This is a genomic window from Bacillus cereus ATCC 14579 (assembly GCF_000007825.1).
GTDB lineage: Bacteria > Bacillota > Bacilli > Bacillales > Bacillaceae_G > Bacillus_A > Bacillus_A cereus.
On record NC_004722.1, the window covers coordinates 2,834,679 to 2,852,757 of the forward strand.

Below are 18,079 nucleotides of genomic sequence, written 5' to 3' on the forward strand. Positions count from 1 at the left end.
ATAGCTAAATATCAATAGGATAGACACTTTATAAAATGTTTAGTTTAACTAATAAAGCTAATAAAATTTGAAGGAGAATTTGAATATTCACTGCAATATCTGTATCAGTAGTTGTTACGGTTACGTTTCTAGAATTTTTAATAAATGTTTTTTGTCTATTAATTTGTTTAATAGCTGATTTTTGAAATAATTCTTGTGTTATTTTATCTGCCTTTTCACTATCTGCTATAGAAATACTTACTACAACTACGATAGCTGCTTGTAATGCCGCTTGGATAGATAGCGCAGCTTTTGTATCTGTAGTAGTAACTTGTACATCTGCTGAATCAACTATTTCAATATATTCCTCAGAAATTTGATCGATTTCATCTGTTTGTATAGCTTCCTCTAAAAAATTTGCATTTTTACTAAACGAATAATCATTTAATGATTCGCAATCTTCTTTTTTCGGATCGCAATCCTCTTTTTTTAGCTCACAATCCTCTTTTTTTGGCTCACAATCCTCTTTTTTTGGCTCAGGAACTCGTTTTTTCGGCTCAAACTCCCGGTTTAATGGATCCCGATTTTTCTTTCGTCTACAAACTTCACATTCACACATAAAATCACCCCTTTTAAGTCTTAAAAATTAGCAATATTAAAATATTGACTAACTAATAGCATTTTATGTATTTTTTAAAAATTTGTTTGGACAAGTAACTTAATCTTCTACTTCTTTTTCTAATAAAAAAAGCTGCCTTCTAATAAGAAGACAACTTTCTTTGTGACTACTCTAGAATAGATTTCATACAATATAATTGTTCCTTCCTTATAACCTGAGTTCGTCACTTTAGTTATAAAAATGTGGGTATATCCTATACCTTTTTTAGGGACCATCCATAATTTATTTCATAAAAAGTGCTTTGTTTTACTGAAAGGTGGTTGCGGAAACAACCGCCTTTTTATTCGGAACAAAATAAAACTTTTATATAAAAGCCCCATACTTAAATACACTAAACTTCATATAATATATTGCATCCTTTCTTTTTAGAATAAGTAGTCGTTTACTGAAGGGCACTTTTCGAAGTGCTCTTATCTTTAATCCCCCTCTTTTTCAGGAAGAGTTTTTTTACTAAACCCTAATATGATTTGTATCACTAAGGCTAGGGATTACGACATTTCCTTAATAACTTCAATGAATATAGTAGCTACTAATTAAAATACCCCTATGATCTTCTCTACACTTAAACCATCGTGCATTACCGAACACATGAATTAATTTTTATTTTGACTATGTAACACTAAATTCACAAGATTATTATCCTATGTTTGATGAAGCCATCATTTCAATGCCAGCAACCCCACACTTTTAACTAATAACTTAAACAAATGGGCTACCTCAAGGTTCCTTTGATATAGTATGTTATGTTCTATATAATGAAGAGAGCGCTAGTATTCCGAAGGAGGATATATATGAGTATTCAATTGGCCACATCTAACGATTTAAAATGGATTAATAGTCAATATGACTCAATAGGATTTGTACGAAGTGATTTAAAGAGAGATAAAGTTGCAATTATTACATATAACAACGAGTATGCAGGTGTTGGCCGATTAGTCCAAATAGATGAAGATACTTTAGAAATGGGCGGGATTTTTATTCTGCCTCAATTTAGAGGGCTTCAATTAGCTGGTGAGCTTGTTTCATTTTTAGTAGAAACTGCGAAAAAATCACAAATACAAAATGTATATTGTCTTCCTTTTGAGGAATTAGAAAACTTTTATAAGAAATATGGATATACTGAAGTCGATACTACGACAGAAGCAGTCCATCCAATTATTCTAAAAAAATATAATTGGTGTTTGGAGAACTACGATAAACACGTTCTACTATTTAAATTGTAAATGTAATAAAGTGAAACTTTAATCAGTGGGAGTTTTAATCAAATCTCTCACCAATCGGGCTTTGATTAAAACTCTATGTTCCGTCAATACTATAGATAATATGATTGTATTTCTCCATTCCCCCTTGGAGAGGAGCAGTTGGCTTTTGCTAGCTGCTCTTTTATTTTTTCAAAAAGTCACATAAATATCTTTAATTCCAAACATTCAAAAGATAAAATATGATATGATTGTTATGAAGATATTTACCAACTAATAAATGCGCCCTAGACTTACGTACTAGGGCGCATTTATTTTTTAGTATGTAACTCCTTCACTCATCTATTATCCACAAAATAAGTATCATATGCCTTATCAAATTCATATCCTAACTTTTCTGCTAGTTTAGCAGATGTAGTATTCGCTGCGTCCCAGTTTGGATACTTTCCATTTTCTAAGCAATCCAATATAAGAGCTGCACTTACTACAGTTGCCAAGCCCTCTCTTCTATGATTGTGATCAGTCGCAACTTCAATTTCAATCCCATCATTATAAATACTATACGAGGATGCACCGCATACAACTTCTCCGTTATATAAAATGCTATAACCTATACCACGGTTTATATAATCTTCTACCGAATGAAATTGACTTGTGAAATCTTCAGATATCTTATGTAATGTAGGGCTATTTGCGATATGCTCGTCTATTCTTCTTAACTCATATTCTTTTGGAAGTGCTGATATAAAAGATTTTAATTTTGAACGATTAAAAACTTCTGGATTTCGTTTGAATTTATAACGTAAAAACTTATCTATTTTTCTTTCATGGAATGTTTCTAAGCGTTGTTTCCACTCTTCACTATTCACGATAACTAAAATTCTTTCTGGAATATTACGTAATAACTCTTCTGTTTCTTTCGTATTTGGGTCTCCAGCGTAAAATGTAAAAATCCCTACCGTAACTTGTGCTACTTTTGGATTTTCAAGATCATTTACCCAAGCAGTACCCATATGCCCTTGTAAATAAGAAAGTAAAACAACGTTATTGAAATCCTCAAACATAGAAACTAGTTTTTTTCTTGTATGTATATTCGCTTCATATATCATTTACATTCCCGCCTTCTTTAGAATCAACTACTCTTAACATTTTCATGAGCGCTCCATAATTCGTATTCATATACATACCCACCTGTTCATCATAAAAGCAATTGACTATTAAATTAAAACTTTGAATATTTATAAAATATCAGTAAACATAAAATGATTATAACATCTACTAACTATGAAATGATCAACATATAAAATAAGTCAACAATAAATATATTTCTTACCCGTTAACAAACGGTTTGAAGGACCAACATAATTAATTATGTAACAACCCTCAACAATAGTTTGAGGGTGCATTTAAATACATGTGTTATAACTCATTTTTATAAATAAAAGATTCCGTCTCACCGTTCTTATATACTTTAGTCAATTTAACAACTGATTTGTACGTGTTAACGTCATCCTCTATCATTTTTTTCATCTCTTCTATTTCGGCATCACCAGTTCCGCCCTCTATTTTTAAACAGTTCGAAATGGAAAGGTATCCGCTTGATGCCAATATAAAAATAAAAATCGTATCAGGAAAATTAATAAATAATAATCCGTAGTTTAAAGGGTCTCCAGCTAGATGTGATAAAAGTAATCGAAAACCTACCAGTTCAGGTACTTGAACAAAATCTCTAGAAACTTTCGCCTCACCTACTATAGTAATTTGCTTTACTACATTCCCGAGATCATCTGTAAATTCAGTACATCTAGGTGGATTAATTGTTGTTGCTTGGAAAGACACATTTAATTCAGGATTGTTAAAATCGAAAAAGATTGTACTCCCCTCCGTTAAACAATGCGGGCAAACATTTCCTAGCAAGCTAAAGTCCTCTTCAATATATTTAACTTTTGTTTTGCAACTACATACTTTCCCTATTCGAATTGCATCAATCTTTGAACAATCGACAAATATAACCTCATTGTCTTCTTGTACGAATGATACGATACCTGTTTTCTTATTAAATGAAAGAAAATAAGATACAGCAATTTCGTTTCCTGCTATTATGATACTTTCAACTTTTGTATACGGTTCTAGACTCTGTAAAAACTCACATATACTATTTTGGCAACACCCACAATCACGTTTCGGTTCACACCCCACTTACACTCCATCCCTTCTCTATATAGAATTGCTACTACATATATATGAGAAGAAAATAAGAAAAGCTTGGACAATATAACGTTAACGTAGCAATATCGTTACCTAATCGTACATTTATATGGAAATCACACCATTTTTGAGTAAGGACACATAAATTTTACTATAAATACATATAACAATTTCATCTTTCATGAAAAAAACGTTATAATAAGGTGTAGCCTCTACGATTACGTTATAAAGGAGATTAAAACAATGGCTAAAATTAAAGTATACCAAGCAAAAGAGGAAAATATGGAAGCAGTAAAAAACATCATTGATGTTGAGGAACAAAACCCAACTGCTGAAAACTTACAAAATCTATACGCATGTGTATTAGATACTGAAGATATGGCATTGCCTGAATCATACATTGAAGAAGATATCTTAATTGATTCTATTGAAGTTATGGTTAACGCTTCTCAAAGCAAAGTAAGAGACTTAGGTGCTTACGATGTAATCGAAGTTCAAAACAAAGGTAAGAAAACACAAATTTTACTATTAGCAGACGAAGAATACGAAATTATCGAAGGCTAATCTAAATCCGTACATACGAAAAAGCTCCTTTCCAATTAGAAAGGAGCTTTTTCATTACGCTTTTGATGTTTCACTCTTTTTATTCGTTTGTTGTTTCTTAATTACCATGCGCTCATTTCCCATAAAGAAAATAAATATGAATGCTAATCCAGCTGGTACCAATGCCCACATGAATGTTTGAACAATTGAACTAGAAAGAGCGTCAATAATCTTATCTAATATTTGCGGAGGGATTTGAGATCTTGCCGATTCTGATAGAATAGCTCTTGAATCCCCTAAAGCGTTTGTATTCATTCCCCCGCTCATCCCTTTAAATGCTTCTTCTAATTGATCTTGGAAACCTGTTCTTTGGATCATTCCGAAGATTGTAATGCCTAGTGTCATTCCTAACGAACGAATGAAGTTACTCGTTGAAGTCGCAGACCCGCGCTGTTCCATACCGAAGTTGTGAATAGCTGCCATACTTAGTACAGAGAATGAGAAACCGACTCCAAATCCGATAATAATCATATAAACTGTTAATAATACACGACTTGTTTCTGGTGTTAACGTGCTTAATAAGAATAGTCCAATTAGCATAATAACCGCAGAAATAATCATAATGTTTCGGTAGCTAAGTTTAGTTGTTAAAAATCCGCCTAACTGCGCTGTTACGACTGATCCTAACATCATCGGTAAAAGTAATAATCCTGAGTTTGTTGCGGTACCACCGTATACACCTTGAATAAATAACGGAATGTACACAGTTGCTGACATAAATGCAGCACCGTAACATAAAGCAATAATTGTACTCATTCCGAATAAGCGCTGCTTAAACATCTCAAATGAAATAATTGGTTCTTCTACTTTTCGTTCAATAAAAATGAATGCGATGATTAAAATAGCGAATCCACCAAATAAGCTTAAAATAAAGCTAGAATCCCAATCATATTTTTGTCCGCCTAGTTCAAGCGCAAACATTAAAGAAACTACTGCACCAACTAAAGTAATTGCACCAAACCAATCAATCTTTTGCTTCCTATGAACGCGTGATTCTTTATAAAAGAATGTAATAAAAATAAGTGCTAAAATGCCAAGTGGTAAGTTAATATAAAATACCCAGTGCCAGCTAATGTAGTCGGTAATATATGCGCCAAGTAATGGCCCGAAAATACTAGATAATCCAAATACCGCTCCGAATAAACCACCCATTTTCCCGCGTTTTTCAGGTGGGAAAATATCAAAAACGATAGTAAACGCGATTGGCACTAATGCCCCGCCGCCAATACCTTGAATGGCACGATAAATACCTAACTGTGTAATATTTTCAGCAGTACCACAAAGTGCCGAACCAATCATAAAGACAATTAAACCGAAAATAAAGAATCTCTTTCTACCATACATATCTGATAGCTTACCGAAAATCGGCATGCCTGCCATTTCTGCGACCATATAGGCAGAAACGACCCATACAAAGTTTTCGAGGCCTCCTAAGTCACCAACGATTGTTCCCATCGCCGTTACGACAATGGTATTATCCATCGATGCCATTAAAATACCTAGCAATAAGCCCACCACAACAAAGCCGAGCTTATTATTCTTCTCAACCATATCTCTTGCTCTCCCTCATACTACTTATATTTGTTTATGTTCTTTTACGACTGCATTACCTTTTTGATTAAAACTAGTATGATATTCTACAACACTAATTTCACATCCAGGACCAATTGTGACGTTGTTGCCTCTTACAACTTCAGCAATCGTATGTTCTAAATAGATATCATCTCCTTCAACAATCGAAGTTTGGAGGTTTCCAGCATGACTAGTAAAAGGAATAAATCTCGCTTTTTTACGAACAGTAATCTTTTTACCACCAATTTCTCTTACCTTACTGCCTTCATAACGAAGTGAGATTTGAATATTTTCAGCATTAAGTAATCCATCACTTTCAAGACCACCAGTTAATGATAAATCTTCTACTTCAATATCTCCTTTTACATTTAAAGCACCTTTTACATCTACGAAATCACCTGAAAACTTTCCTGCAATATCTATCATACCTCTAACTTTTGTTTTTTCAATATGAGCATCACCATGAATTTGTGTATTACCATATACTTTTACATATTCCGCATCTACATTTCCTTGTACTTCGTTATCTCCATATACGACATAATTTTTCACTTTCACATTACCGCGTACATCACTCGTTCCGTACGTTTTAAACTCATTGCAACTCATATCATTCGTAATTGTTCCTTCACCGCGAATCTTCACTTTATTATAATCTCCGCCTGCTGAATTACCAGAACCATTTACTGTGAGACTATGTGGATGTTCCATATTGATTTCTCCCTTCCGTTAAACTTGCTTAATTTCTTTTACATTTGCATTTTTATCAACAGTAAGAACACCGGTATATTCAATCAGTTCAATCTCACAGTTTGCTCCTACTGTAACATTGTTTCCTCTTACCGTTCTTATGTGAGCATAATCAATATCGATATTGTCACCTTCTAATAGTTCAGCTTCTAACTGCAAGCCAAATACTGTTTTAAATAGCCTACTAAATGTACCTGATCTATGTCTTACTTTAATCGTTTGACCACCAATTTCTTTCGCTCGACATGTACCGTGAATATTTATATTAATTTCATCTGCGCTTAATAAACCACCGATTGTAAATTGTCCTTCTGAAGAAAAAGTATCCACTTCACAATTACCGTCAATTGTAGCTTGACCATTGACTTTAAATTCTTCACCAGTGACATTTCCACCTATCGTACCTTTTCCTGCAATTTTCAAACTGTTTGCTTTTACATTTTGCGTAATTGTTGCTTTTCCATCAATTCGCATCGTTTCAGCATGAACTGTGCCATCAACTTTACCAGATCCGCTAATTCGTGCACTGCTACTTTTCAAATCGCCAGTAACTGCACCGTAACCGTTACATTCAAATTGCTCACATTCAACATTTCCATTCACAGTTCCTTTTCCGTTTAATTGCACTTTATGAAACTCGCCACCATTCGATGAACCGTAACCATTTATAATCAAATTATCTGTACGCATACTTTCTCCTCCACTACAACAATTTAGTTTTTAATGCTTCGGTATATTTCATAATCGCTTCGCGTAAAACGATTTTGGTGCCTTTTTCAAAAATTAAATCGCCCACGTTTGAAACTAATAAACATGTAGAAATACCTAACTTTCGGACAATGATTAAGTCACAAGTTTTATGTTTCATTGCTTCATAATTTTCACGTAAAACTTGCAAGACCATTTTTCCTTCTTCTAAACTAATCTCTCCTGATTGTAGTAATTCTTCTAACATGTACACATAAAGAATGTCTACAAATTGAAACTCTGCTGTTTTATTCGTTTGTTCTATGAAAAATTGTAAAACTGGTTCTGATGCAATCCCCTTGCGTAAAATCTCTTCCTTTGTTAAAAGAATTTCTCTCACACTCGGTGAAAACATGTTCGCTAGTTCATCAAGTGATAAATCCTCTTTCATCGTTTGGATTTTATCGATACGCTCTAATATCTTTTCTTTCGGAAAAAATGTCTCTTGACCTGTAAACGTTGATTTTCGTACAAACCAATCTTCCGGAATTAAATTTTTTCTTTTCCACCTATATAACTGTCCGTATGAAATACCAGTTAGTTCTAATAAATCTTTTTTTGAAATTAAATCTGTACTCAACTGTATAACACTCCTTCCTGATAACAATGTAACATAACACTGTTACGCTGTAAATAGACTTTTATCACAAGTAGCGTAACAATGTGTAAAACAAACCTATTCTCACATACAAAAAGGCTCTTACACATCTTATGAAAATGTGCAAAAGCCCTTATATATCAAGATTTAAACCAAATATTATAAAAATCAATCCAACCTTGTGAATTAATCATTATATTTTGAACTTTTTCATGTGTACTTACCTCTTGTTTATTACGATATAAAGGAATAATATGAATTTGACGTAACAAAGTATCCTCGATATCGCGTAACAGTGTAACTCTTTTCTCTAATTCTTCTTGTCTAAAATAAGGAGACAACTTTTCATGAAAGTCCATGCTGCTTTGTCCATGAATAAAACTATTTTTTGTAAGAAACATATATAATAAACTATCTTCTATTCGTTCACTTATTGTGGCACTATCATGCATCATATCGGCCTTTTGTATCGTACTTACTTCCAATAGCTCTTCTATCTCAAGAAAATTATTTTCTACACGAATCCCGTACTTCGCACACTCTTTTTGTATCCATTGTGCATCTTCAACATGATCTCGTCCTGTAAATGTGTAGAGTTGTAGCACTTCACTATGATAAGTACTCCTTTTAATTAAACTTTCGATATCTTCGTCAATATCTACTATGCTTTCATTTGCTAATATTAGTTTCTTTGCCACTTCTCCACGTTCTCCGCCGAGTTCTTGAACGATTGTATAACCATGAATGATTTGATATAACGCTTTCCGAAATAACGCATCTTGCATTGGTCCTTCTTTCGTAAGATTACATGTTATATATGTCACGTTCGACTCAAGCCGGGACAATTCTTTATTATGTTTTTCTTTATCTTTATACTGCGCCTTTACTAAAACATCGTATGTACTTACACCTTGTTCTACATTCCACAACTCAATACGATCTAAAAAAGGTCTTTCACGAAAATATAAAGGATGTCCTTCTAAAATGAACAGATTTTCATTACTTTTATATAATTGAAAAGGCCCTGTTCCAATTAACCCTCCTGCTTCATCTTCATTCACGATAGAACACTGTTCTGCACTTAGCATATGTAAAAACATTCGATTTTCCGTATGTAATTGAATTTCGAAAACGTAGTCATCCACTGAACGGATATTTTCAACGTGTTGTAACATCCATGCGTGTGCATTATTTTCCAGCTTCATAAATCGATTCAACGAGTATATAACATCATGTGCAGTAAGTTGTTTTCCATTATGAAAGTGAACTCCTTTTCGTAAGTAAAACGTCCATATTTTTTCAGCGTCATTATATTCCCAGTGAAATGCAAGTCTTGGCTCTATAATGTTTGTATTACCGTCTACATACACGAGTGTGTCGAATATATGTTTTACCATATGGCATTCCGAACGCATTGTAGCGTATACAGGATCTAATGTGATATCTAAATTCATTTGTACTTGCAACCGGAGTACATCTCTTCTCCCTTCAGATGTCATTTCAACCTTATGACCAAATATTGAATCCACCCAGGAGTGATATTCTCCCTTTACCGATGGAAAATGTGAGCTATAGCGTTCCACAAATATGCTTCCGCTTTTCACATCCCCTTTTTTCGTTATTTCTTTTCCTCTATCTAAAATTAAAGACATCGGGTGCTTTTGAAATATTAACTTAGAACGATTTCCTCTGCCGCGACCTGGAAACCACTTAATCCAATTTAACTCATCTAATTTTTTTATAATTAATTTACTATTACGCTCTGTACAAAATAGTGTTCTAGATATATTTTGCACTGTTACTTCCAATCGTTCTCCCTCTTTTTTCCCTTTTCCATAAGCAATCCATAGTTCAATGTATTGATCTAAAATAAACATCATACTCCCCCTAAAAGGTGAAAAATACTCCCTATTGTTTCTACCCTTTTTCCAACTCTCCTTTCATCTTATCATTTCAATATAGAAAGGAGGAATTAATATTGAATTATCTCTTACTTCGTTACAATAAACCTATTTTCATTAGACTGTGCGGTGAATTATTAACCCGAACGACTGAATCTATGTTAGCTCTCATTATGATTATTTACGTCAATAAAATGTTAAACGGCAATGTAATAATAACTATGCTGATTTTCGGACTGCAGCCACTTTCAGACATTTTATTTACACTTATTGCTGGAGGAATTACTGATAAATATGGCCGAAAAAAGATTATGTTACTCGGATTATTACTACAAGGTGTTGCAATCGGTAGTTTCGTTTTCGCTCAATCCGTTTTTATATTTGCACTGTTATATGTTATTAATGGTATTGGCCGTTCCTTATACATTCCAGCTCAGCGTGCACAAATTGCTGATTTAACAAAACAAGAGCAGCAAGCAGAGATTTTTGCTCTCCTACAAACGATGGGAGCAATCGGATCCGTAGTCGGCCCTTTAATCGGTGCAAGTTTTTATAATACTCACCCAGAATATTTATTTATCGTGCAAAGTGTAACTCTTACGATATATGCTGTTGTTGTTTGGACCCAGCTCCCAGAAACTGTTCCACCTATAAGTAAGTCGAAACAAACAGTTGAGGCAAGTTCACCAAAGCAATTTGTTTTTAAACATTACGCCATATTCGGTCTTATGGTTTCTACACTTCCTATTAGCTTTTTTTATGCACAAACTGAGACGAATTATCGTATTTTTGCAGAACATGTATTTCCTAATCTCGTATTCATACTCGCATTTATTTCAACATGCAAAGCCATTTTGGAAATCATTCTACAAATCTTCCTCGTAAAATGGTCTGAACGATTTTCTATGGCGAAAATCATCCTTATTTCTTACGCCTGCTATACAATAGCTGCAGTTGGCTTTAGTTATTCAACGACGATATTGTCGTTATTCTTCACCTTACTCTTTTTAGTCATTGGAGAAAGTATTGCTCTAAACCATTTATTACGATTCGTTTCAGAAATTGCACCTCATGATAAACGTGGTTTATATTTTTCAATTTACGGTATACACTGGGATATATCTCGAACGTGTGGACCAGTTATTGGCGCAGTTATATTAAGTAAGTTAAATGGAAGTATGCTGTTTTATATTTGTGCTAGCTTCTTATTAGTTGGAGGTATTGTTCAAGCGCTATTTGTTCAAAGTTTGGAACGTAAAAAAATCGTGAACCATCCTACACATAATTTATAGGTTACTACTTTTTCAGTAGATCAACATTTCTTATTGGATAAATGCTAAAAAATAAAAGTGAAGTATTTCGCATATGAAAGTATGTTTTATATGACAGGAGACATTCCTTGTTTACAACTAAAAACACCTCACTTCAAGAAAGTGAGGTGTTTTTGAAATCACTTAATTTCTTATCCTGCCATTTTATTAATACTATCCTCTGGCGAAAATACGGAAATATGATCGACCTTACCAGTCGATTTTGGAATGACAAATTTCAATTCATACTGGTTATTTACTTTGTATACATATATTTTATCTTCACCATTCTCTTTAACTGAAGATGGTTTTCCTAATGCTTTTTCAATTTCTTGTAATGTAATCAATTTTAGTTCCGCATGATATGAGCGTACATCAAAAACTTGTGACCCTTTATTAAATCCGAAAACAACATTTTTATTTGTAAAAGTTGCGTACATTCCATTCCCTGTATATTCGGTTTTATTTGCTTTCCCCCACGCTTTTTCAATTTCTTCAATATCCCCTGTATGGGCTCCAAATGGCACATTAGGTACCTTTCCTTCTTTTGCTAGTTCAAACAAATCTTTAACGTGGTTAATTGATTTTTGATTAAGTATTCTATCTTTCGAATCTTGCTCAGCTGATGGTTTTGTTGTTTTTTCATTACTTGGTTTTGCTTCAAGATTTTTCTTTTCTTCTGAAGAATTACTTTGTTCATTTTTATGATTTTCCGAGGCTGGATTTGCTTCCTTTTTTTCGTCTGTCCCTTTACATGCTGCTAATGCAAATGTGCATGTAAAAGCAAGAAATAACATAACTATTTTGAAATATACTTTCATCATTTTTACCCCCTATTGTATTTTATTCATTTCGATAATCAACCGGATGCGAAGTATAGTATTAATTAAGGACTTCTAATTCTAAATCGTCACTTTCCCATAATTTAAAAAAACTTGGAATTATATTGTTAATCATCGTATTCATCTCCTTCTTTAAACCTTCTCTTCTCGATGATAATATCCTCTATCTATAACTTAAAACATGCTGTCACAACAGCTCCTTGAAACAAAAAAAACAGTAGGAAGGGATTACTCTTTTCCTACTGGTTGAAATGAAATTAAACGGTAAATCTTAGCTTCTTAAAAAATGTAGCGATAGTGTTTTTTACTGTTTCAAAATTATAAGCAAACGTGTTATCTCCACTTAATGATGAAATACATGTTAAACCTGCAGCTTTAATAAAAGCTTTTACATCTACAAGCATAGAATTAGCCTCCAAGAATTTAATTACAATCATTATAACAGGTGTTTTACGACGCTAACATGAAAGTAATAAATAAATTTCTATTATTAATTTATCCCGCTATTTGCTGGGCAGTAAGATCCCCACCTCAAAATTCAGCGGAAACAAAGAAGTTAGGTGGGGGCCCTGCTGCCCGTAAAAGCTAAATTGGTGAGGGCTGATAATCAGTGGGAATGAACAAAACCCCCACTGATTAAAATTTCACCTTATTTAGCTTACAGTACACCATTTCAATGTCATATAAAAAAGCTGCCCAAAAAGAGCAGCTTCAAATATGTATATTACACTTCAATTGATTTACCATCTTCAACAATATGATAAAGTAAATGCGCTAAATGATGAATTGGACCGTATTCTTCCTCTTCCTCATCTGTTTCGCCTTGGAATTCAAGATCGTTTAAGTATAGTGCTAAAAATTGATAGTATAGTTTTAAATCAAATCCGTAGCATGCAGTTGGTTCTTCATGATCCCCTTCATATTGTAACATTAAGTATTGATCATTTCCTTCTGCATCTTCTGCATCAAAGAATACGAAGAAGCCAACGTTTGTATCTAAATCAAATAAATGACGAGTACCTTTTTCAGTTGCTTTATTGAAGTCCTCTTCACTTAATTTATGTACTGTTGTCGCTTTTGCATTATCTTCTTGATGGAAATTTACTGTAAATGATTTCAATGCTGACACCTCCTGATTGTATAATACTAGCATAACATATAAAAAGGACTGCTTACAAATGTAAACAGTCCTTACATTCATTTTCGCATTGCTCGTAATAAGAAGCTTACGATGAAAATTAAAATGATCGCACCGATTAAAGCTGGAATAATTGCATATCCGCCAATGACTGGACCAAAACTACCAAGTAATTTCGAACCAACCCAAGAACCGATAATACCAGCAATAATATTACCAATTACACCACCAGGTACGTCCTTTCCAGTAATTAAGCTCGCAAGCCATCCTAATATACCACCGACGATTAAAGACCAAATCATATAATAACCTCCTTTACATTTCACCAATCAAAATATAATTAGAAACAATTGCTTACCATTAGTTATGTGACATTTTTCATAAGTTATTCATGTTGTTCAACTTTAAGATTTTTGAGAATAATACACACAGATTAAACCTTTTTTTGAACTAACGATTTATCCGACTTGTTATTACACACATTAAGAACAATCTGGCTTCAATATTGTTCGCATAAACTCTTCTTTAAAAGCTGCATAGTTAAAACCAACAGCAATTCTTTGAATCGGCCGATCATCAAACCTTGTTGGCTCAGCTATTTTTCTAAAGTCTGCTACACTTTGGCCCCTAGTCACATCATTTGTCGTACTAATCCACACTGCCGATTTTTTATATTCGAAAATACTGTCATTTATAAACGAGATAAACGGTAGTAAATCGTGTATAGGACTTCCACCAATACCCGGATATTCTTTTTTATAGAAATTCTCATAATAAAAATCAATCATTGGTTTAATGAGTTTCGCCTGTCCAGTTCCTTGTTTATCTATTATATTCGCCATTTCAGGCGTAATAAGCGCGCCCTGTGTTACATTTAACGGGTATATGCTAGCGTTTTTCGCATATTTCATAACAATATTTGCTGCAATTGGATCACCATAAAAATTCGCTTCAGATACTGGTGTAACATTACCTGGAAATAGGAAAGCGCCGCCCATTATATAATACGAACAAATACGATCCATTATATTTGGATACAATAAAAATAACGTAGCAAGCGTCGTTAGTCTCCCTGTCGCCACAATTATAATATCTTCTGGACAAGGTTCGATTAATTTGATTAATTCACAAAAATTTTCTCGTTTACAAATTCTCATCTCAGGTGGAATAATAGGACCTAAACCGTGATCCCCGTGGATTTCAGGGAAAAACAAAGGCTCTTCAGCTGTCATCGGTCTACTCGCACCTTCAATAATTTTCACTTGTGTAGCATAGTACCTTTCTAAAAAATAAACATTTTCCGTAACGATATCTCGTGATACATTCCCGTACTCAGCAACAATACCTAGAATATCTAATTTACATGTTTTATTTGCATAAATTAACGCTACGGCGTCATCAATACCAAAGTCTCCAAAAAAGATAATTTTCTTATTAACTATTCTCACCCCTCTTAAGCATAATCTACTATTATTATTATGTGAAAAAGACAAGGCGGTGAAACAGCGCAAACTAAAAAAGCCGCCTATTTATTGGCGACTTCAATCTTTTTATAAGACAAATATGCAAGTACATTTTTACTTGAATCGTATTTCGGGTTATTTCCTTTTCTCGGCTCTCTCAAATGTATCTTTTCAAATCCAGGAATGTCCGGCATTTTCTCCATAAATTCAAGCATTTCTTCCTCAGTACCTTCAATGCGTACACGAATCATTATATCTATTCCTCAATTCTCAGTTTCTCTGTACTAAGTATATCGTACTTCAGAAAGACTGCAACACATTTATCTTTTTAATGTTGTACTTTTTTTACATATAAACATAGCCATTTCAGTATAGAACGACTCTACTTTATTATTTTTAAATTGAATATTAAAATATCCCTTCATTTCGTTTGGTGCTTTCATCATACATTCTGTTAATTTTTCACGCTTTTGTAAAGGGACATCCATCATATTACACCACCAGTCAAAATCAAATTTCTTATCAAAAGTAAGACATGACTGCATTTGCAAACCGTTTTTTTGTAATAAAGTAAGCCATTCTGTCTTTTTTAGAGCTCGTTCATGACTTGGGTCTCGCTTTTTTTCTATAAAATTATAAAATGTATCATATTCATTATTTTCTGGCGAAACATTATCTATTAAGATGAATAATCCATTATCCTTCAATGTACGATTTACTTCATAAATAAATTGAGCCGGATTCGTAAAATGATGGGCTGCAATCCGGCATGTGATTGTATCAAAAAAATGGTCTGCAAATGGTAAATCCTCTGCGTTTCCTGCTACAAAAGATACATTTTCATGCCCATTCTGCTTTATAAAAACTTTTGCTTTTTCTAACATCTGTTCTGTTAAATCAAGTGCAACTACTTCTTCAAACATAGGTGCTAACATATTTGCCACATGTCCACCACCAGTAGCAACATCAAGAAGACGATTATTATGACGAGACTCAACTTGTTGAACTACATATTGTAAATCCAGTCCTTTAGCATGTACTTTACTATTTACATATTTATCTGCATTACTGCCAAACTGTTTTTTCACAAGCTCTTCTTTACTCATATTATCATCTTCTTTCTATTGTTATTTACATATACGACTCATATAATTATTACAATTCTCTTCATGTATTTTCAAATCCTCTTTTCATCTCACTTCTCATCACATTCCCTTATAATCAAAATAATATGATTATACGTTATTGCATTAAACAAAAAAGGCTACGGGAACTTTCCCCCTAACCTGACTAAATATTTACTACATTTTTATTTCTTCGTATATATCTATATAATATAAATCCTCTTTCAACTTCATAATAACATCTACTTCGTTATAAGTAGCCTCACGAGCATGTAAACCAAATTGATCCATACCAATCCATATCCACCCAGGTGTAAGATATAAAACATCTATATTAAAATAATCTAACTTAGTAAGCTCCGATGTAATAAATTTATCTTTATTAGCGATTTGTTTATCTATTAAACCATATTCTTTTCCATTTTCAAATAGCGATATAAATTTCCCTACAATCGGATGTTCACGAACAATAAAATGATATTCTTTTTCCTCTATATTTACCACAATCAAACGAGAAACAGATAAATCAAGCCCTGAATTCGACATATTTGTTTATTCACCTCCTTATATAGGCTTCTTAAATATGATAACAAACGAATATTCAAATTAAGTTAATATAATGTAAAAAATAAAAAAGCTGAATTCCCTTTAGAAATCAGCCTTTATAATTCGATCAACTTTATACTTTTACAAATTATTATAATGTTTCTTTTTCCTCATCATTTCCGGAAACTAAACTTCCTATAGCATCCGCTGTTACTTCCACTACAAACTCATAAATACCAGCTACAACTTCTCCAATTATTTCATCCATCTTTTTACCCCCTTATTTTATATAACTATTTGTAGTATAGAAGAAATTGGTAAATACAAACTATCGAAAAAGGTGACATAAACCTTACAGAATTGTAAGCTCTTTCCCCCCTTTGAAACTCGAAGTATTTTTAGCAGACAAATAGGCCATCATAATATGGGACAACTAATAATCCTGTCAAAGGAGGTGTTTAAAATGTACTATGTGAAATTAATTAAAGGTCAATCATTCTATGCTTTTGATCATCGTTTCTTAGTGTCTGAAGAAGAAGAAGTTTCCGAGAAAATTTATAATTACTTACGACGTAATGAATTTTTTGAAGTACGTAAAGAAGAATATTCTGCTTAATTACAAAAAGCATTAAGAAAAATATCATCTTATTTTGATATATTCTTGATGCTTTTATGTGAATTTCTTCTTTTCAATAATTGTTGTTGACTCTATTAAATAATCTAGTATTTGTCCAAGCTAATTCTTAACTATTTTTATATTCTAGTATATGAAAATAGTTAAGAATATGACTCATATCATTGATTACCAAGCTACTCAACCTATTAGTAAAACTGGTGAAACAACTTTTGCAATCCCCTCTTCTCCAAATAAAGCAATTTTAGCAAATTTGAAATTGAGAATTTCAAGTAGAGATTCACGTAATAATCGAGTAGAATTAATCGCTACAATTGGTGTAGAAGGAATAACTGGGACTTCACAAGTTTTATTCCGAATTTTCCGTGATAATATTGAAGTTTTTAATGCACAAGTAGGTATTGAATCTACAGATTCTGAACAATTTTACGTACAAACATTTCAAGCTATAGATCAAAACGTTAGCAGTGGAACACACGAATATTCATTAACTGTAGAAAACCTTACTAGTGGTGCTAGTGCAGAAGTTGTTGGTCCTCTATCTTTTAGCGCTTTAGCTATTGGAAAAGAGCAAAAATGTTGCTAAGTGAATCTAATATTTAATTTTGTACTTGAGAAAAGCGAGGCGTAGTTATACGTTCTTGCTTTTATATATATTCTTACTTTCTATTAGCTTTAATCATAAAATTTTTACGTTTTGATTCACTTATTTCAGCACTTAACACATCAAATTTTTGACAAATCAAAAAGATTGAAATCCACTTATGAAACACGTAATATAGACTC

At 33.0% G+C, this 18,079-nt stretch carries 21 protein-coding genes; 5 read left to right on the forward strand and 16 right to left on the reverse strand.

Going from position 1 to position 18,079, the window contains the following annotated elements; genetic code table 11:
- Nucleotides 1-28 precede the first annotated feature (28 nt).
- On the reverse strand, nt 29-598 hold the full coding sequence (locus tag BC_RS14360) for a spore coat protein (protein WP_000333030.1): 570 nt from the start codon (nt 596-598) through the stop codon (nt 29-31).
- Nucleotides 599-1,449: 851 nt separating this feature from the next.
- On the opposite strand from BC_RS14360, the gene BC_RS14365 reads away from it, so the two are divergent.
- Nucleotides 1,450-1,881: a GNAT family N-acetyltransferase gene (locus BC_RS14365; protein WP_000027166.1), complete on the forward strand. Its 432-nt coding sequence runs from the start codon at nt 1,450-1,452 to the stop codon at nt 1,879-1,881.
- 314 nt (nt 1,882-2,195) lie between these two features.
- Here the strand turns inward: BC_RS14365 and BC_RS14370 are convergent, their stop codons facing one another.
- Together BC_RS14370 and BC_RS14375 are read right to left on the reverse strand one after the other, a co-directional pair.
- Nucleotides 2,196-2,966, reverse strand: a complete 771-nt coding sequence (locus tag BC_RS14370; protein ID WP_000638727.1) for a GNAT family N-acetyltransferase — start codon at nt 2,964-2,966, stop codon at nt 2,196-2,198.
- Nucleotides 2,967-3,276: 310 nt separating this feature from the next.
- The gene (locus tag BC_RS14375) at nt 3,277-4,056 is read right to left on the reverse strand and encodes a BC_2878 family exosporium-associated protein (RefSeq protein WP_000501707.1); all 780 of its coding nucleotides are present in this window, start codon (nt 4,054-4,056) and stop codon (nt 3,277-3,279) included.
- Nucleotides 4,057-4,308: 252 nt separating this feature from the next.
- Between BC_RS14375 and BC_RS14380 the strand changes: the two genes are divergently transcribed.
- Nucleotides 4,309-4,629 (forward strand): hypothetical protein, encoded by a 321-nt coding sequence (locus BC_RS14380; protein WP_001062733.1) that lies wholly within the window; start codon nt 4,309-4,311, stop codon nt 4,627-4,629.
- Between the two features lie 54 nt (nt 4,630-4,683).
- Here BC_RS14380 and BC_RS14385 read toward each other — a convergent pair whose 3' ends face one another.
- From BC_RS14385 to BC_RS14405, 5 genes are all read right to left on the reverse strand, one after another.
- Nucleotides 4,684-6,219 (reverse strand): MDR family MFS transporter, encoded by a 1,536-nt coding sequence (locus tag BC_RS14385; protein ID WP_000229651.1) that lies wholly within the window; start codon nt 6,217-6,219, stop codon nt 4,684-4,686.
- Nucleotides 6,220-6,243: 24 nt separating this feature from the next.
- Nucleotides 6,244-6,951, reverse strand: a complete 708-nt coding sequence (locus BC_RS14390; RefSeq protein ID WP_000400906.1) for a hypothetical protein — start codon at nt 6,949-6,951, stop codon at nt 6,244-6,246.
- Nucleotides 6,952-6,969: 18 nt separating this feature from the next.
- On the reverse strand, nt 6,970-7,680 hold the full coding sequence (locus tag BC_RS14395; protein WP_001258384.1) for a bactofilin family protein: 711 nt from the start codon (nt 7,678-7,680) through the stop codon (nt 6,970-6,972).
- Nucleotides 7,681-7,693: 13 nt separating this feature from the next.
- Complete coding sequence (locus BC_RS14400; protein ID WP_000102258.1) at nt 7,694-8,317, reverse strand: YhbD family protein; 624 nt, start codon at nt 8,315-8,317, stop codon at nt 7,694-7,696.
- Between the two features lie 158 nt (nt 8,318-8,475).
- Nucleotides 8,476-10,212 carry an SgrR family transcriptional regulator gene (locus tag BC_RS14405; RefSeq protein ID WP_000470210.1) on the reverse strand — a complete coding sequence of 579 codons (1,737 nt, stop codon included), beginning with the start codon at nt 10,210-10,212 and terminating at the stop codon, nt 8,476-8,478.
- 101 nt (nt 10,213-10,313) lie between these two features.
- Here BC_RS14405 and BC_RS14410 point away from each other — a divergent pair, with 101 nt between their 5' ends.
- Entirely contained in the window at nt 10,314-11,528 is a 1,215-nt protein-coding gene (locus tag BC_RS14410; RefSeq protein WP_001108464.1) for an MDR family MFS transporter, read from the forward strand.
- A 170-nt stretch (nt 11,529-11,698) separates the two neighbouring features.
- On the opposite strand, the gene BC_RS14415 is transcribed toward BC_RS14410, so the two are convergent.
- The 8 genes from BC_RS14415 to BC_RS14450 all read right to left on the reverse strand — a co-directional run bounded on the left by BC_RS14415 (nt 11,699) and on the right by BC_RS14450 (nt 16,659).
- Nucleotides 11,699-12,370 carry a YjgB family protein gene (locus BC_RS14415; RefSeq protein WP_011110177.1) on the reverse strand — a complete coding sequence of 224 codons (672 nt, stop codon included), beginning with the start codon at nt 12,368-12,370 and terminating at the stop codon, nt 11,699-11,701.
- 275 nt (nt 12,371-12,645) lie between these two features.
- A complete protein-coding gene (locus BC_RS14420) occupies nt 12,646-12,792 on the reverse strand; it encodes a hypothetical protein (protein ID WP_000959548.1) in 147 nt (48 codons plus the stop codon).
- A gap of 320 nt (nt 12,793-13,112) precedes the next feature.
- Complete coding sequence (locus tag BC_RS14425; RefSeq protein ID WP_000834883.1) at nt 13,113-13,508, reverse strand: hypothetical protein; 396 nt, start codon at nt 13,506-13,508, stop codon at nt 13,113-13,115.
- 77 nt (nt 13,509-13,585) lie between these two features.
- Nucleotides 13,586-13,828: a GlsB/YeaQ/YmgE family stress response membrane protein gene (locus tag BC_RS14430; protein WP_000638306.1), complete on the reverse strand. Its 243-nt coding sequence runs from the start codon at nt 13,826-13,828 to the stop codon at nt 13,586-13,588.
- A 180-nt stretch (nt 13,829-14,008) separates the two neighbouring features.
- On the reverse strand, nt 14,009-14,974 hold the full coding sequence (locus tag BC_RS14435; protein ID WP_001223682.1) for a nucleoside hydrolase: 966 nt from the start codon (nt 14,972-14,974) through the stop codon (nt 14,009-14,011).
- A gap of 77 nt (nt 14,975-15,051) precedes the next feature.
- The gene (locus tag BC_RS14440) at nt 15,052-15,240 is read right to left on the reverse strand and encodes a DUF3970 family protein (RefSeq protein WP_000621877.1); all 189 of its coding nucleotides are present in this window, start codon (nt 15,238-15,240) and stop codon (nt 15,052-15,054) included.
- Nucleotides 15,241-15,309: 69 nt separating this feature from the next.
- Nucleotides 15,310-16,095 (reverse strand): class I SAM-dependent methyltransferase, encoded by a 786-nt coding sequence (locus tag BC_RS14445; RefSeq protein WP_000031318.1) that lies wholly within the window; start codon nt 16,093-16,095, stop codon nt 15,310-15,312.
- A gap of 195 nt (nt 16,096-16,290) precedes the next feature.
- Nucleotides 16,291-16,659, reverse strand: coding sequence for a hypothetical protein (locus BC_RS14450; RefSeq protein ID WP_000071475.1), 369 nt, complete (start codon nt 16,657-16,659; stop codon nt 16,291-16,293).
- 463 nt (nt 16,660-17,122) lie between these two features.
- Here BC_RS14450 and BC_RS14455 point away from each other — a divergent pair, with 463 nt between their 5' ends.
- Together BC_RS14455 and exsC are read left to right on the forward strand one after the other, a co-directional pair.
- Nucleotides 17,123-17,275 (forward strand): YqbF domain-containing protein, encoded by a 153-nt coding sequence (locus BC_RS14455; RefSeq protein WP_000291905.1) that lies wholly within the window; start codon nt 17,123-17,125, stop codon nt 17,273-17,275.
- A gap of 169 nt (nt 17,276-17,444) precedes the next feature.
- Nucleotides 17,445-17,879, forward strand: coding sequence for an exosporium protein ExsC (gene exsC, locus BC_RS14460; RefSeq protein ID WP_000148808.1), 435 nt, complete (start codon nt 17,445-17,447; stop codon nt 17,877-17,879).
- The last annotated feature ends 200 nt before the right edge of the window (nt 17,880-18,079 follow it).

Excerpts from the sequence above, each read along its gene's own strand:
- BC_RS14360 (WP_000333030.1), bottom strand. The coding sequence starts at position 598 with ATGTGTGAATGTGAAGTTTGTAGACGAAAGAAAAATCGGGATCCATTA.
- BC_RS14365 (WP_000027166.1), top strand. The coding sequence starts at position 1,450 with ATGAGTATTCAATTGGCCACATCTAACGATTTAAAATGGATTAATAGT.
- BC_RS14370 (WP_000638727.1), bottom strand. The coding sequence starts at position 2,966 with ATGATATATGAAGCGAATATACATACAAGAAAAAAACTAGTTTCTATG.
- BC_RS14380 (WP_001062733.1), top strand. The coding sequence starts at position 4,309 with ATGGCTAAAATTAAAGTATACCAAGCAAAAGAGGAAAATATGGAAGCA.
- BC_RS14385 (WP_000229651.1), bottom strand. The coding sequence starts at position 6,219 with ATGGTTGAGAAGAATAATAAGCTCGGCTTTGTTGTGGTGGGCTTATTG.
- BC_RS14390 (WP_000400906.1), bottom strand. The coding sequence starts at position 6,951 with ATGGAACATCCACATAGTCTCACAGTAAATGGTTCTGGTAATTCAGCA.
- BC_RS14395 (WP_001258384.1), bottom strand. The coding sequence starts at position 7,680 with ATGCGTACAGATAATTTGATTATAAATGGTTACGGTTCATCGAATGGT.
- BC_RS14405 (WP_000470210.1), bottom strand. The coding sequence starts at position 10,212 with ATGTTTATTTTAGATCAATACATTGAACTATGGATTGCTTATGGAAAA.
- BC_RS14415 (WP_011110177.1), bottom strand. The coding sequence starts at position 12,370 with ATGATGAAAGTATATTTCAAAATAGTTATGTTATTTCTTGCTTTTACA.
- BC_RS14420 (WP_000959548.1), bottom strand. The coding sequence starts at position 12,792 with ATGCTTGTAGATGTAAAAGCTTTTATTAAAGCTGCAGGTTTAACATGT.
- BC_RS14430 (WP_000638306.1), bottom strand. The coding sequence starts at position 13,828 with ATGATTTGGTCTTTAATCGTCGGTGGTATATTAGGATGGCTTGCGAGC.
- BC_RS14440 (WP_000621877.1), bottom strand. The coding sequence starts at position 15,240 with ATGATTCGTGTACGCATTGAAGGTACTGAGGAAGAAATGCTTGAATTT.
- BC_RS14445 (WP_000031318.1), bottom strand. The coding sequence starts at position 16,095 with ATGAGTAAAGAAGAGCTTGTGAAAAAACAGTTTGGCAGTAATGCAGAT.
- BC_RS14450 (WP_000071475.1), bottom strand. The coding sequence starts at position 16,659 with ATGTCGAATTCAGGGCTTGATTTATCTGTTTCTCGTTTGATTGTGGTA.
- BC_RS14455 (WP_000291905.1), top strand. The coding sequence starts at position 17,123 with ATGTACTATGTGAAATTAATTAAAGGTCAATCATTCTATGCTTTTGAT.
- exsC (WP_000148808.1), top strand. The coding sequence starts at position 17,445 with ATGACTCATATCATTGATTACCAAGCTACTCAACCTATTAGTAAAACT.